Origin of the sequence: Salmonella sp. NW177, from assembly GCF_051811585.1 — a bacterium.
Taxonomy (GTDB): domain Bacteria; phylum Pseudomonadota; class Gammaproteobacteria; order Enterobacterales; family Enterobacteriaceae; genus Salmonella; species Salmonella enterica.
This window is the reverse complement of sequence record NZ_JAMMZV010000006.1, coordinates 206,670-220,086: the sequence shown is the minus strand read 5'-3', so window position 1 is coordinate 220,086 and position 13,417 is coordinate 206,670. Positions and strand designations below refer to the sequence as shown.

The window sequence follows — 13,417 nt, the reverse complement described above, 5'->3', positions numbered from 1 at the left end:
CAAGGTATACTCCAGCGGTTTTCTTAGTTGTTTATTGTACTAAACGCTCCCGTGAGAGGACGCAACAGCGCACCTATGACACAATTCGCTTCTCCTGTTCTGCACTCGTTGCTGGATACAGATGCTTATAAGTTGCATATGCAGCAAGCCGTTTTTCACCACTACTATGATGTGCAGGTAGCGGCTGAGTTTCGTTGCCGTGGCGACGACCTGCTGGGTATTTATGCCGATGCTATTCGCGAGCAGGTGGACGCGATGCAGCACCTGCGCCTCCAGGAGGACGAGTTCCAGTGGCTCTCCGGCCTGCCCTTTTTTAAACCGGATTATCTGAACTGGTTACGCGAGTTTCGCTATAACCCAGCTCAAGTCTGTGTCACCAACGATAACGGCAAGCTGAATATTCGCTTAACCGGCCCGTGGCGTGAAGTCATTATGTGGGAAGTGCCGCTGCTGGCCGTGATCAGTGAGCTGGTTCATCACTACCGCTCGCCAAACGCGGGCGTTGATCAGGCGCTCGACGCGCTGGAAAGTAAGCTGGTTGATTTCACTGCGTTAACCGCCAATCTCGATATGTCCCGCTTCCACCTGATGGACTTCGGCACCCGCCGCCGTTTCTCTCGTGAAGTGCAGCAGGCGATAGTTAAACGTCTCCAGCAGGAGTCATGGTTCGTCGGCACCAGCAACTATGATCTCGCGCGTCGCCTGGCGCTGACGCCGATGGGCACTCAGGCGCACGAATGGTTCCAGGCGCATCAACAAATCAGTCCGGACCTGGCGACCAGTCAGCGTGCCGCGTTGGCCGCCTGGCTTAACGAATATCCGGACCAGCTTGGTATCGCATTGACAGATTGCATTACAATGGATGCGTTTTTACGCGATTTCGGCATTGAATTCGCCAGCCGTTATCAGGGGTTACGCCACGACTCAGGAGACCCTGTCGCATGGGGCGAAAAGGCGATTGCCCATTATGAAAAGCTGGGGATTGATCCGCTGACAAAAACGCTGGTCTTTTCAGATAACCTTGATCTGCAAAAGGCGGTCGAGCTCTATCGCCATTTCGCCTCTCGCGTGCAGTTAAGCTTCGGCATCGGTACCCGCCTGACCTGCGATATCCCTCAGGTAAAACCGCTCAATATCGTGATTAAGCTCGTGGAATGTAACGGAAAGCCGGTGGCTAAACTTTCCGATAGCCCCGGTAAAACGATCTGTCATGATAAAGCGTTTGTGCGCGCGCTGCGTAAAGCGTTCGATCTCCCGCAGGTGCGTAAAGCAAGTTAACCATACCTGTGCGAAGCGCCCGGAAAGTGGGCGCTTTGTTACTCTTCTGACCATCTTACCTGTTCTGGCCGCGATGGTTACTCTTCTTTCCTTTCACTCTTCGACATATTTACGTGCGTGATTTGCGTTGTTTTTACAGAATTAGTATCCCGCTGTGTACGCGTTCTGAATATATTGAATTCGCTAATAAATTCTTTACGCAGCAAGAACAGAGCAATTACGTTGGGGATAACCAGAAAACCGACAGCAATATCAGCCATTAACCAGATTACCGGGATTTCCATATTAACGGCAATCAGTGGCGGCAAAAAATATAGCCATTTAATAATGCGTTCTAGCTTATCGCCAAAAATATAGTTTATCGAAGTGCGAAATTTAATATATGAACCAAGATAAGAAGTAAACAGAATCAACGCCACACCGAGACAGAGAACCTGAACAATAATCGGATGCCATGTTTCTTTTAAGGCGGCAAAGATAATCTGAATACCTTGATAACTGGCGTCTGTCCACATACCAGAAGCAAGTACAGCAAATGCGGTAAAGTTACAGGTAATCATTGAGACAAAAAATACTTCCACTGCCCCCCACATTCCCTGACGGAAAGCGTAATCCACGTTGGCAGTAGCATGTACTGTGGCCGAGGTACCCATGCCGGCTTCGTTAGTGAATATTCCGCGACTGGCTCCTTTACTGATGGCCATCATGATGGTTGACCCGACAAAGCCACCGGCTGCTGGCGCAGGGGCAAAGGCATAATAGAAAATACTTTTTATAACCTGTGGGATAGCCTCGATATTCAATACCACTACACCAGCGGCACCAATGAAATAGGCAATGGTGATCGGTGGAAGTGCAATCGTACAGAATTTACCAAGACTGGCGAGTCCTTTTAAAATAACCAATGCGCCTACGATGACAATAAATCCCCCAATGACGCTTGTTGGGATGTCAAACGTATAGTGAATGACCGCCGCCATCGTATTAGTTTGCACAAAACAGGCATCCGTAATAACCAGAATCATTAATGCAAACGCATATAATCCTGCCAGGGGATGCCATTTTTTATTGAGCCCTTTCTTAATATAATGCATTGGGCCGCCATAATATTCGCCATTCTCACCTTTACTTCGGTATTTCACCGCCAGCGTCACTTCAACCATTTTGGTCATCATACCCACGACCGCAATGATCCACATCCAGAAAATTGCCCCAGGTCCGCCAACCGCAATAGCCGCAGCAACACCTGCGATCGTTCCCGCGCCTAATGAGCCGGATAGCACAGTGGCAGCCACCTCTATTGATTTTAAGGATTTTTTAGACGCTGCCTCGCCAGTAGTGTTTTGTTTATTTTTTCCGGCAAGTGTACCAATTGTATTACGGTAAATTTCTTTTAAATTGATAATCTGGAAAAATTTGAGGCGTACTGTAAAATAAAAGCCAATGCCGATGACACACAAAAATAATGGGCCACCCCATAGAAATTCAAAGAGTTGTGAAAGTTGCTCTAACATAATGACCTCGGATTTAAATTAATTCGTTCAGTCTCAGAAATAATCTTTCCAGTTCAGCGTAATCCCGAATTTTGCCAACAACACTAAACTGGAAAGTCAGCGGGTAGGAGCATCCCTTACTCACTAAATGCCGTTTTAATGGTATATTGTTATGAAGTTTTGCTTCCTGCATTAGGTTTATTATGCGTATAAAAAACGCGTTTTTTACATGCTGCCTTTGTTATCTAATTTTTTAGTCGTAATGTTTAAGCACTGCGTCCGTTCCAGACTATATCTTCATAAATATCTGGGGACGTATCGCCTTCGGTGCTAATAAGCAGAACATGAGCATTGGCATCAAGCTGTAAGCGATTAGCAAGATCCTGATAATGCATATTGTTCATCAACTCATAAAGTAACCCTACGCCAATAGCTCCGGACTCGCCGGAAATAAAAGGCGTATCCGTACCTGGACGCGGCGCGGCAGAAATGCGCATACCCTTAGCCGCCAGACAATCATCAGCGGAAATAAAACAACTGGTGTTGTCCCGAATAATAGGCCAACTGATAATATTCGGCTCCCCACACGCAAGCCCGGCCATTATCGTCGCCATATCGCCAGTGACGCAGTGAGGTTGACCATCATCCATAACTGCGGATTGATAAAGACAGTTGGCCTGATGCGGCTCAACCACAATAATATCAGGGATATTTTCCTGCATTTTTTCAACAAAATAACCCATAACACTGCCAGCAAATGATCCCACCCCCGCTTGTAAAATAAGGTGGGTTGGCAACGGACTGTTTGTTTCTGCGAGCTGCTCATAAGCTTCAACCGCTAGTGTCATATAGCCTTGCATAATCCACGTTGGGATCTCTTCATACCCTGTCCAGGCTGTATCCTGCAAAAGCACCCAGCCTTTTGTTTGCGCCATTCTATGGGCCAGTCGCACTGCATCATCGTAGTTCAGATCGGTGATGGTGCATTCAGCTCCATGATGGCGAATATTCTCTGCCCGGATTAACGATGATCCCTTAGGCATATAAACGACGGCTTTTAGACCTAATTGCTCCGCCGCCCACGCTACACCACGGCCATGATTGCCATCCGTCGCGGTAACAAAAACACAATCTTTAATTTTTTCTTTAATCTCAGGAGTGTTAAGGGCAGCAAAACTTAACGAGTTAATATCACATTGCAATTTATCAGCGAGATATTTTCCTACAGCATAAGAGCCGCCCAGACCTTTAAAAGCATTCAGACCAAAACGCCAGGACTCATCTTTAATATGGATGGACCCTAGTCCAAGCCGCCGGCTTAGATGCGCCAGATTATGTAACGGCGTGACGGCATAATTGGGTAATTTTTTATGAAATGCTAACACCTCACGCCCAACATTTCCGTTAAGCAAACTTAAGGCCGCTCCTGTACCATATTTTTTCCGACGTGTATTAAACTGGTATTTAATAAGTTCATGCATAATGATACCTTTTGTTAAAGTTTATTTATTGAAATAATATGTTTTTGGCAATTATTGAGTAGAAACAAGTAAAGAACTCGCGTTTTGTGGCTGTAGTAGTGGTTATCCTCACTTTAATAAACCGTACTGATAAAAGAGTCGCACAATATCTATTACGTCCTTTTCTTTATTCCACTGATTATGATAGTACTATGCTTATTGCTGTTAAATGGCGCGAAAATGCCCATCGTCGTGCAATTTTCACCTTTTTTTAACGACCTGGACGCGGCAAAATTGCGCACAGTGATAGTCATCACATTAAAGAGGTTATTTGCGATATGAAGCTTGACGCCTGGGATAAAAACATTCTGACATTATTGCAGCGCGATAATCGTCTTTCTCAGCGGGAAATCGCCGAACAGGTCAATCTTTCACCTTCGGCAGTGAATCGTCGTATCGCGGCACTGGAGGAGGCGGGCATAATTAAAGGCAATGTCAGCCTTATTGATGCTGGCAAAGTGGGACGCCCGGTCACGATTGTGGTGCAGGTGGTGATCGAAAACGAGCGATTCAATTTACTGGAAGAGGCTCGTCAACGGTTTGTCAGTTGCCCGCAGGTGCAGCAGGTCTACTACGTAACGGGCGATTTCGACTTTTTACTGGTGCTCAATGTTCGTGACATGGCGGAATATGAAGCGCTTACCCGTGAGCTTTTCTTTTCCTCAGGCAATATTAAGTCTTTTAAAACGATTGTCGTGATGCAAAACGCCAAGCAAGAGATGCGCGTCCTGATCGAGTAACGTGCGCAAAGCTTGTAAAACCAGCCTAAATTCTCAATGGTTCGCGAGCAGATGCGAACTTTTTACAGGTTTCTTTCTGAAAACCTGCTTCCAGATGCGATTTCTGCTTGTCTGATTGCAGATGCCAGGTAACATAGGAATACCCCCATTTCGGGTGGACAAGTGTTTATTTTTTCCGACTATTAACTAGAGAGAATATTATGAGCGTTGTGCCTGTAGCCGACGTACTCCAGGGCCGTGTAGCCGTTGACCAAGAAGTCACCGTGCGCGGATGGGTGCGTACCCGCCGAGATTCAAAAGCTGGCATCTCCTTCCTCGCCGTTTATGACGGCTCCTGCTTTGATCCTGTACAGGCTGTCATTAATAATTCTCTGCCCAATTATAATGAAGAAGTATTACACCTGACGACAGGCTGCTCCGTGGTAGTAACAGGTAAGGTTGTCGCGTCGCCGGGACAGGGGCAAAGTTTCGAAATCCAGGCCACGAAAGTAGAGGTCGCAGGCTGGGTGGAAGATCCGGATACCTACCCGATGGCGGCAAAACGCCATAGCATTGAGTATCTGCGTGAAGTCGCGCATCTGCGCCCGCGCACCAACCTGATTGGCGCGGTAGCGCGCGTCCGCCATACTCTGGCGCAGGCGCTGCATCGCTTCTTCGATGAGCAGGGTTTCTTTTGGGTCTCTACCCCGCTGATTACCGCTTCCGATACCGAAGGCGCTGGCGAAATGTTCCGCGTTTCAACGCTGGATCTGGAAAACCTGCCGCGTAACGACCAGGGCAGAGTAGATTTTGACAAAGACTTTTTTGGCAAAGAATCATTCCTGACCGTCTCCGGCCAGCTCAACGGTGAAACCTATGCCTGCGCGCTGTCCAAAATCTATACTTTTGGGCCGACCTTCCGCGCGGAAAATTCCAACACCAGCCGCCACCTGGCGGAGTTCTGGATGCTGGAGCCGGAAGTGGCGTTCGCCGATCTGGAAGACAACGCCCGTCTGGCGGAAGCCATGCTGAAATATGTCTTCAAGGCGGTTCTGGAAGAGCGTGCGGATGACATGAAGTTCTTTGCCGAACGCGTGGATAAAGACGCAATCGCTCGTCTGGAGCGTTTTGTCTCCACCGACTTCGCTCAGGTGGATTACACCGATGCGGTCGCCATTCTGGAACGCTGTGGTAAGACATTTGAAAACCCGGTGTTCTGGGGCGTCGACCTTTCTTCCGAACACGAACGTTATCTGGCGGAAGAGCATTTCAAAGCACCGGTAGTGGTGAAAAACTATCCGAAAGAAATTAAAGCGTTTTACATGCGCCTTAACGAAGATGGCAAAACCGTGGCGGCTATGGATGTGCTGGCGCCGGGAATCGGCGAAATCATCGGTGGTTCCCAGCGTGAAGAGCGTCTGGATGTGCTGGATGCCCGTATGGCCGAAATGGGGCTGAATAAAGAGGATTACTGGTGGTATCGCGACTTGCGTCGCTACGGTACTGTACCGCATTCCGGCTTTGGCCTGGGCTTTGAACGCCTTATCGCTTACGTCACGGGTGTGCAAAACGTGCGCGATGTTATTCCGTTCCCACGGACCCCACGCAACGCCAGCTTCTGATTTTTACGTCACACTCAAGGCCAGCTATGCTGGCCTTTTTTTTTCGCCTGAATGTCAGTTTTATTATCAATAAGTAAATAAATTTAATTACAACCCTCTGAATTACCACATCTTGTTACTGTATATTTCACGAAAATATTTACACATAAAAATTAATCCTTAATTTTATTGCGGATTAGATTTTTCTGCTCTAATAGCACAATTTTTCACCACAATTTCGGACATCAAGACTTCTAAATGGCTATTTTTATGAAATAGCTCGTCTGCTGCTTTTTCAGGCACAACGGTTCTACAAGCCAATAATTACAATAAAATCATAGTGATAAAATAAAAACGATCAAATCAAAGCGAGAACTCAGGGGAAGTTTGACGTTGTTCACAAAGTTCCGTGAAAATAACATTTGTTTACATATTTTTTCCTTTTGAAACTAAATCTTTATATTTGTAGCACTTTCACGGTAGCGAAACGTTAGTTTGAATGGAAAGATGCCTGTCAGACACATAAAGACACCAAACTCTCATCAATATTTCTGTAAAGTTTTATTGACGGAATTTATTGACGGCAGTGGCAGGTGTCATATAAAAAAACCAATGAGGGTAATAAATAATGATGAAGCGCAAAATCCTGGCAGCGGTGATCCCTGCCCTGCTGGCTGCTGCAACCGCAAACGCAGCAGAAATTTATAATAAAGATGGTAATAAGCTGGATCTGTACGGTAAAGCCGTGGGTCGTCACGTATGGACAACGACCGGCGATAGCAAAAATGCCGACCAGACTTATGCCCAGATTGGTTTTAAAGGGGAAACGCAGATTAACACCGATCTGACCGGTTTCGGTCAGTGGGAATACCGTACTAAAGCAGACCGCGCTGAAGGCGAACAGCAGAACTCGAATCTGGTCCGTCTGGCTTTCGCGGGTTTGAAATACGCGGAAGTGGGTTCAATCGATTATGGTCGTAACTACGGTATCGTTTACGATGTTGAATCCTATACCGATATGGCCCCCTACTTCTCCGGCGAAACCTGGGGCGGCGCCTATACCGATAACTACATGACCAGCCGTGCTGGCGGTTTGTTGACCTACCGTAACTCTGACTTCTTTGGTCTGGTGGACGGTCTCTCTTTCGGTATTCAGTATCAGGGTAAAAATCAGGACAACCACAGCATTAACTCTCAGAATGGCGATGGCGTAGGTTACACCATGGCATATGAGTTCGACGGCTTTGGCGTCACCGCAGCATACAGCAACAGCAAGCGTACTAACGATCAGCAGGATCGCGATGGTAATGGCGATCGCGCAGAGTCATGGGCCGTTGGCGCGAAATATGATGCAAACAACGTCTACCTGGCTGCCGTATATGCTGAAACCCGCAATATGAGCATTGTTGAAAATACGGTTACCGATACCGTGGAAATGGCAAACAAAACGCAGAACCTGGAAGTGGTCGCTCAGTACCAGTTTGACTTCGGCCTGCGTCCGGCAATCTCGTATGTGCAGAGTAAAGGTAAGCAGTTGAACGGCGCCGACGGCTCGGCCGATCTGGCGAAATATATTCAGGCGGGCGCGACTTACTACTTCAACAAAAACATGAACGTATGGGTTGACTACCGTTTCAACCTGCTGGACGAAAACGACTACAGCTCCAGCTACGTTGGCACCGACGATCAGGCGGCTGTCGGTATTACTTACCAGTTCTGATCAGCAGACCCCTTTGTTTTATGCCTCAAAAACAGGACTTCGGTCCTGTTTTTTTATCTCTCTTAGAGAAAATGTGCGTCTTTCAAAAACAGGCGGGCTTTTTAGCGCTAACGGTTGGCATTTTGTAAATCTGCCGTTAACCTGATAGCGGATTTCCCTTCTGTAACTATAATGGAACCTCGTCATGTTTGAGAACATAACCGCCGCTCCTGCCGACCCGATTTTGGGCCTGACCGATCTGTTTCGCGCCGATGACCGTCCAGGGAAAATTAACCTTGGCATTGGCGTATATAAAGATGAAACCGGCAAAACACCGGTGCTCACCAGCGTTAAAAAAGCCGAGCAGTATTTACTGGAAAATGAAACGACGAAAAACTATCTCGGCATTGACGGGATTCCAGAATTTGCTCGCTGCACTCAGGAACTGCTGTTCGGCAAAGGCAGCGCGCTGATTAACGATAAGCGCGCACGCACGGCGCAAACGCCGGGCGGTACCGGCGCGTTACGCATTGCCGCCGACTTTTTGGCAAAAAATACTCCGGTAAAACGGGTGTGGGTGAGCAACCCCAGCTGGCCGAACCATAAAAGCGTGTTTAACGCTGCCGGCCTGGAAGTTCGGGAGTACGCTTACTACGATGCGGAAAATCACACGCTGGATTTTGAAGCGCTACAAGCCAGCCTGAGCGAAGCACAGGCCGGCGATGTGGTTCTGTTCCACGGTTGCTGTCATAACCCAACCGGCATTGACCCTACTCTGGAACAGTGGCAGGTTCTGGCTGAGCTTTCCGTTGAAAAAGGGTGGCTGCCGCTATTCGATTTCGCCTACCAGGGCTTTGCCCGCGGCCTGGAAGAAGATGCGGAAGGTCTGCGCGCCTTTGCCGCGCTGCATAAAGAGCTCATTGTCGCCAGCTCCTACTCCAAAAACTTCGGCTTATATAATGAGCGCGTCGGCGCCTGCACCCTCGTTGCCGCCGATGCGGAAACCGTGGATCGCGCTTTTAGCCAGATGAAATCCGCCATTCGCGCTAACTACTCTAACCCACCAGCGCACGGCGCGTCCATCGTCGCGACTATCCTGAGTAATGACGCCCTGCGCGCTATCTGGGAACAGGAACTGACGGACATGCGCCAGCGTATTCAGCGTATGCGTCAACTGTTCGTGAATACCTTGCAGGAAAAAGGCGCGAACCGTGACTTCAGCTTTATTATCAAGCAGAACGGGATGTTCTCATTCAGCGGTCTGACCAAAGATCAGGTGCTGCGTCTGCGTGAAGAGTTCGGCGTTTATGCCGTGGCTTCTGGTCGCGTGAACGTGGCGGGCATGACCCCGGATAATATGGCGCCGCTATGCGAAGCCATTGTTGCGGTACTGTAAAAAACTGTCGACTGGCGTGACCGATAAAAAAGCCTGCACATTGCAGGCTTTTTCATTCTGCTTACCAGACCGGCATCTCATCTTGCAGGAAGGGATTATGCAGACGCTCGTACCCGAGCGTAGAGAGCGGGCCGTGGCCAGGAATAAAGGTCACATCATCGCCAAGCGGCAATAATTTACGCTTAATAGCGTCAATCAACTGGGTGTGATCGCCGCGAGGAAAATCGCTGCGCCCGACGCCACCTTTGAAAATCACATCGCCGGAGATCAGCAGTTGCGACTGTTCATCAAAGAAAACCACGTGTCCCGGCGTGTGTCCCGGACAATGTAACACCTGTAACGTCACATTCCCCACGCTGACGCGATCGCCGTCGTTCAACCAGCGATCAGGCGTCAGCGGCTGACACTCATCCAGACCAAACATGCGACTTTGCGCCGGCAGTCCTTGCAGCCAGAACTCATCTTCTTTTTCCGGACCGATAACAGGAACGCCGTAATGCTGCGCCAGTTCACTCGCCGCGCCGACATGATCGAGATGCCCATGCGTGAGTAAAATTTGCATCAACGTCACGCCGCTGGCGTCCACTTCCTGTTTAATTTTTTCCGCGTCGCCGCCCGGATCGACCAGCGCCGCCAGCCGGGTTTGTTCGCACCAGATTAATGAACAGTTCTGGGAGAAGGCGGTGACCGGAATAATACGATAGTTCATACTGCTCCTTTGATTAAGCCTCGCTGATTACCAGTGCCGCGCCGGCCCGGTATCAATATGCACAAAGTTACTACGTGGGTAATATCCTACACCACCTGCGCGCATAGATAACGCCGCTTTGCGAATATTGCTCAGCGCCACGCCTTCAATATGAAAATCCATCGCCTGCCCTTTTGTATGGTAGCTTTTTTTCGCTACGCCGCTGCTACGGGCGCGTAATTCATTATTGGTATCAAGAGAACGGTAGCCTGAGATGAGCTGCACAGGTTTACGCGTCCCTAACAGCCCCTGAAGTCGGTAAAGTTGGTCAAACAGGCGGGGATCGATTGATCGGACTTTATTCGCGCGATAGTCACGGAAAAAATGGTTTAACTTTGCTAATTCATCCTGAATGTAGGCTCTTCCATCGAAAAACTCCGCCTTGATTGACTCTCCGGTATGGAGATTGTTTAACGTCAAAATGCGCGGGCGTGGGGTCGAGAGTGTGGCAAACGCTGGCGCGGGCAGGATGGCGGCGCCGAGAGCGACACCACCAAGCGCCAGCAGCTTGCGGCGATTAGCGTCAAATTTGTCCATGATAATCAGGTCTACAGGTCAATGTTATCGTTAATACACTTCTACCTTTAAGCAGACATGATACCGGCTGGCACAGACTTCTGAACGGCCCGGTCGACTTAAAGGTTATTGTATATGCACTTCTGGCGCACGAAAGGCACCTTAACTGCCGATAAAGCCCGCGTCAAGATGGCCCTCCCCCAGCCACAACGGGGGTCTACAGCGAAACGCCCCGTTGAAGCCAAACATTAGGACAACATATTTACCAGAACTTCTTCATTTACCTGATTAATTGTTCAACCTTTGGCACAATTTGTGCGCTGGATCGCGCTGTGAGATCGTAATTGTAAATATCTGTACGATATTGCATACGTCCATCTGCGCCGACAAACGCGGTCAGATAGTAAAGATTTACTGGAATGTTCTGCCGGATATTGACATACCGCGTGTCGCCTTGCTTCAGGGCGCCTGAGATCCGCGCATCGTTCCAGCCAGCATCCTGCAAGAGCATATTCGCCAGTTCAGAGGCCTTATTGACCCGCACGCAGCCGGAACTTAACGCCCTGGCGTCACGCTGAAAGAGAGTATGGTTAGGCGTATCGTGCAGATAGATAGCATCTGAACTCGGCATATTAAATTTATAACGCCCCAGCGAATTGTGCGCGCCTGGCGCCTGCTGGAAACGGAACGGAAGATTCGATGGCGTAATGGTGGCCCAGTCAACCTGCCACGGATCGATCGCTTCTTTGCTGTTCCAGCCGCGCATCACGGTGTAGCCATGGCGCTCCAGATAGCCTGGGTCATTCCACACCTTCGGTAAAATGTCTTTACGCGCAAGCGTGGGCGGAACGTTCCACGGCGGGTTCACCACCACATTATTCAGCGCGCTGCTCATCATCGGCGTTTTACGATCGGGACGCCCGACGATCACCCTTGAAGCCAGCACCTGGTTGCCATTCTGATAGTAGACCAGCGAATAAGCGGGAATGTTTACCATAATACCGGTAGAGAGTTCCGCCGGCAGCAGGCGTAAACGTTGGATATTCAGTGCCAGTACGCCTGCGCGTTGCGCGGGGGTCATATTAAGCCAGTTACGCGTCGCCGGGCCAATAACGCCATCCGCCCCCAGCCCTTGCCATGCCTGAAAACGCTTTACCGCCTCGACCAGCTCACGATCGTAGGCGCGTGCCGCCGGAGCCGACTTACTACGGCGGGCCGTTGGTTCGTCGACCGGCTGCGCCACCGATGTTTCGACTACCGCGGCGGAGGGGCTGACGACGGCACTATCAGCAGTGTTATCGCCGGGTAAGGCTATCTTTGGACCGCCATCCAGCATCCCCGTACGCTGTAATATTTCGCGCAGCGCAGGCACATCGTTACTCCATTGCCCCGGGCGCAGCGTCGCGGTATTGGCCAACTGCGGCCACGGGCGAGAGTCCGCCACCAGCTTCAGCAACGCGTCATGCATGGGCGCATACTGTGGATGCTGCGGCGCCAGGCTGGCGACAAACATCGGCAACTGCCCCTCTTCCAGCGCGATTTGCCACTGGTTAATCACCGAGACTGGCGGCGTCGCCAATGCGTAAGGTTTGTTGCTATATAACCAGCGCTGGCCTTTGACGGGGATATTCGCAATGAAATGGAGATAGCCCATCATGGCGTCTGACAACACAACATCGCGCGCCATACCGTTTACGGCGGGATCGGTCAACAATGCCACCCAGGCGGTAAACTGCGGCTGGAATCCGGCGATCGCCACCTCCGCCAACTGTTGCTGGAAGGCTTTCACCGCATCGCGATTATCCCACATGGGCTTCATGTCGCGCGCGGCATACAGCAATGTCAGCTGGCTCATATAGACCGGCGTATAGCCGGAAGGAAGCTGCGACTGTAAATCAGCCCGGACTTTCTCGGCTGAAACGCCCTCCGGCAGCGGCTGAATCCCGGCCATAATCGCCGTCGCGGCGGATTGCTTCTGCGGCCCAGCCTGATCCGTCGCGGCAACGGCGCTATCGCCAGGTATCATTTCAGGCTCATCGGCCTGCGCATTGAACAGTGGAGCGAATGTTACGGCCAGGCATAAACTGATTGCCGACAGACAACGACCACACATCTTATTAAGCAACATCCCTTGCCCCCTGTTTTCGTTATCATACTCCGCATGACTGCGCTGCCCGCAGCGCGGGTCAACCGCAACCAATGCTTTTGTTTAGTATGACGAGTCAGCCTGCTCACTCGTCAGGCTTAACTCCAGTATATAAAGTTCGTTACGTTTTTGCCTAACCTAATGTAAAGAAGTTTAAAGAAAATGCACTACCCGGAGAGATTTTTCAGATAAAGAAAAAGGCGGCTTTCGCCGCCCCAGGCTAATGATAAAACAGAACTTGTTGTGCCGGATGGCGGCGTAACCGACTTATCCGGCCTTGCCTGATAAGCGAGGCGCCATC

10 protein-coding genes are annotated in these 13,417 nt (G+C 49.9%); 5 read left to right on the top strand and 5 right to left on the bottom strand.

All coding sequences use genetic code 11. The features are described from left to right. The first annotated feature begins 75 nt into the window (after positions 1-75). On the top strand, positions 76-1,278 hold the full coding sequence (gene pncB / locus NA986_RS17620) for a nicotinate phosphoribosyltransferase (RefSeq protein ID WP_000191406.1): 1,203 nt from the start codon (positions 76-78) through the stop codon (positions 1,276-1,278). A gap of 77 nt (positions 1,279-1,355) precedes the next feature. On the opposite strand, the gene NA986_RS17615 is transcribed toward pncB, so the two are convergent. Next, positions 1,356-2,792, bottom strand: coding sequence for an alanine/glycine:cation symporter family protein (locus NA986_RS17615; RefSeq protein ID WP_023217031.1), 1,437 nt, complete (start codon positions 2,790-2,792; stop codon positions 1,356-1,358). Between the two features lie 245 nt (positions 2,793-3,037). Further along, complete coding sequence (gene dpaL, locus NA986_RS17610; protein ID WP_023215937.1) at positions 3,038-4,252, bottom strand: diaminopropionate ammonia-lyase; 1,215 nt, start codon at positions 4,250-4,252, stop codon at positions 3,038-3,040. 317 nt (positions 4,253-4,569) lie between these two features. Here dpaL and NA986_RS17605 point away from each other — a divergent pair, with 317 nt between their 5' ends. The 4 genes from NA986_RS17605 (at position 4,570) to aspC (ending at position 9,706) form a co-directional block, all read left to right on the top strand. Next, a complete protein-coding gene (locus NA986_RS17605) occupies positions 4,570-5,031 on the top strand; it encodes an Lrp/AsnC family transcriptional regulator (RefSeq protein ID WP_000762342.1) in 462 nt (153 codons plus the stop codon). A gap of 200 nt (positions 5,032-5,231) precedes the next feature. Then, positions 5,232-6,632, top strand: a complete 1,401-nt coding sequence (gene asnS / locus NA986_RS17600) for an asparagine--tRNA ligase (RefSeq protein ID WP_000117867.1) — start codon at positions 5,232-5,234, stop codon at positions 6,630-6,632. A gap of 607 nt (positions 6,633-7,239) precedes the next feature. Next, positions 7,240-8,331, top strand: coding sequence for a porin OmpF (ompF, locus tag NA986_RS17595; protein ID WP_000977709.1), 1,092 nt, complete (start codon positions 7,240-7,242; stop codon positions 8,329-8,331). Positions 8,332-8,515: 184 nt separating this feature from the next. Beyond that, on the top strand, positions 8,516-9,706 hold the full coding sequence (gene aspC / locus NA986_RS17590; protein ID WP_000462706.1) for an aspartate transaminase: 1,191 nt from the start codon (positions 8,516-8,518) through the stop codon (positions 9,704-9,706). Between the two features lie 61 nt (positions 9,707-9,767). Here the strand turns inward: aspC and NA986_RS17585 are convergent, their stop codons facing one another. The 3 genes from NA986_RS17585 to ldtD all read right to left on the bottom strand — a co-directional run bounded on the left by NA986_RS17585 (position 9,768) and on the right by ldtD (position 13,098). Beyond that, positions 9,768-10,415 carry an MBL fold metallo-hydrolase gene (locus tag NA986_RS17585; RefSeq protein WP_001109471.1) on the bottom strand — a complete coding sequence of 216 codons (648 nt, stop codon included), beginning with the start codon at positions 10,413-10,415 and terminating at the stop codon, positions 9,768-9,770. Positions 10,416-10,442: 27 nt separating this feature from the next. Then, positions 10,443-10,991, bottom strand: coding sequence for a YcbK family protein (locus NA986_RS17580; protein WP_000357052.1), 549 nt, complete (start codon positions 10,989-10,991; stop codon positions 10,443-10,445). A gap of 259 nt (positions 10,992-11,250) precedes the next feature. Beyond that, positions 11,251-13,098: a L,D-transpeptidase gene (ldtD, locus tag NA986_RS17575; RefSeq protein WP_000925875.1), complete on the bottom strand. Its 1,848-nt coding sequence runs from the start codon at positions 13,096-13,098 to the stop codon at positions 11,251-11,253. Between the last annotated feature and the right edge of the window lie 319 nt (positions 13,099-13,417).

Bases quoted from the DNA above. Each gene is read 5' to 3' on its own strand.
- pncB (WP_000191406.1), top strand. From the start codon at position 76: ATGACACAATTCGCTTCTCCTGTTCTGCACTCGTTGCTGGATACAGAT.
- NA986_RS17585 (WP_001109471.1), bottom strand. From the start codon at position 10,415: ATGAACTATCGTATTATTCCGGTCACCGCCTTCTCCCAGAACTGTTCA.
- NA986_RS17580 (WP_000357052.1), bottom strand. From the start codon at position 10,991: ATGGACAAATTTGACGCTAATCGCCGCAAGCTGCTGGCGCTTGGTGGT.
- asnS (WP_000117867.1), top strand. From the start codon at position 5,232: ATGAGCGTTGTGCCTGTAGCCGACGTACTCCAGGGCCGTGTAGCCGTT.
- NA986_RS17615 (WP_023217031.1), bottom strand. From the start codon at position 2,792: ATGTTAGAGCAACTTTCACAACTCTTTGAATTTCTATGGGGTGGCCCA.
- ompF (WP_000977709.1), top strand. From the start codon at position 7,240: ATGATGAAGCGCAAAATCCTGGCAGCGGTGATCCCTGCCCTGCTGGCT.
- NA986_RS17605 (WP_000762342.1), top strand. From the start codon at position 4,570: ATGAAGCTTGACGCCTGGGATAAAAACATTCTGACATTATTGCAGCGC.
- aspC (WP_000462706.1), top strand. From the start codon at position 8,516: ATGTTTGAGAACATAACCGCCGCTCCTGCCGACCCGATTTTGGGCCTG.
- dpaL (WP_023215937.1), bottom strand. From the start codon at position 4,252: ATGCATGAACTTATTAAATACCAGTTTAATACACGTCGGAAAAAATAT.
- ldtD (WP_000925875.1), bottom strand. From the start codon at position 13,098: ATGTTGCTTAATAAGATGTGTGGTCGTTGTCTGTCGGCAATCAGTTTA.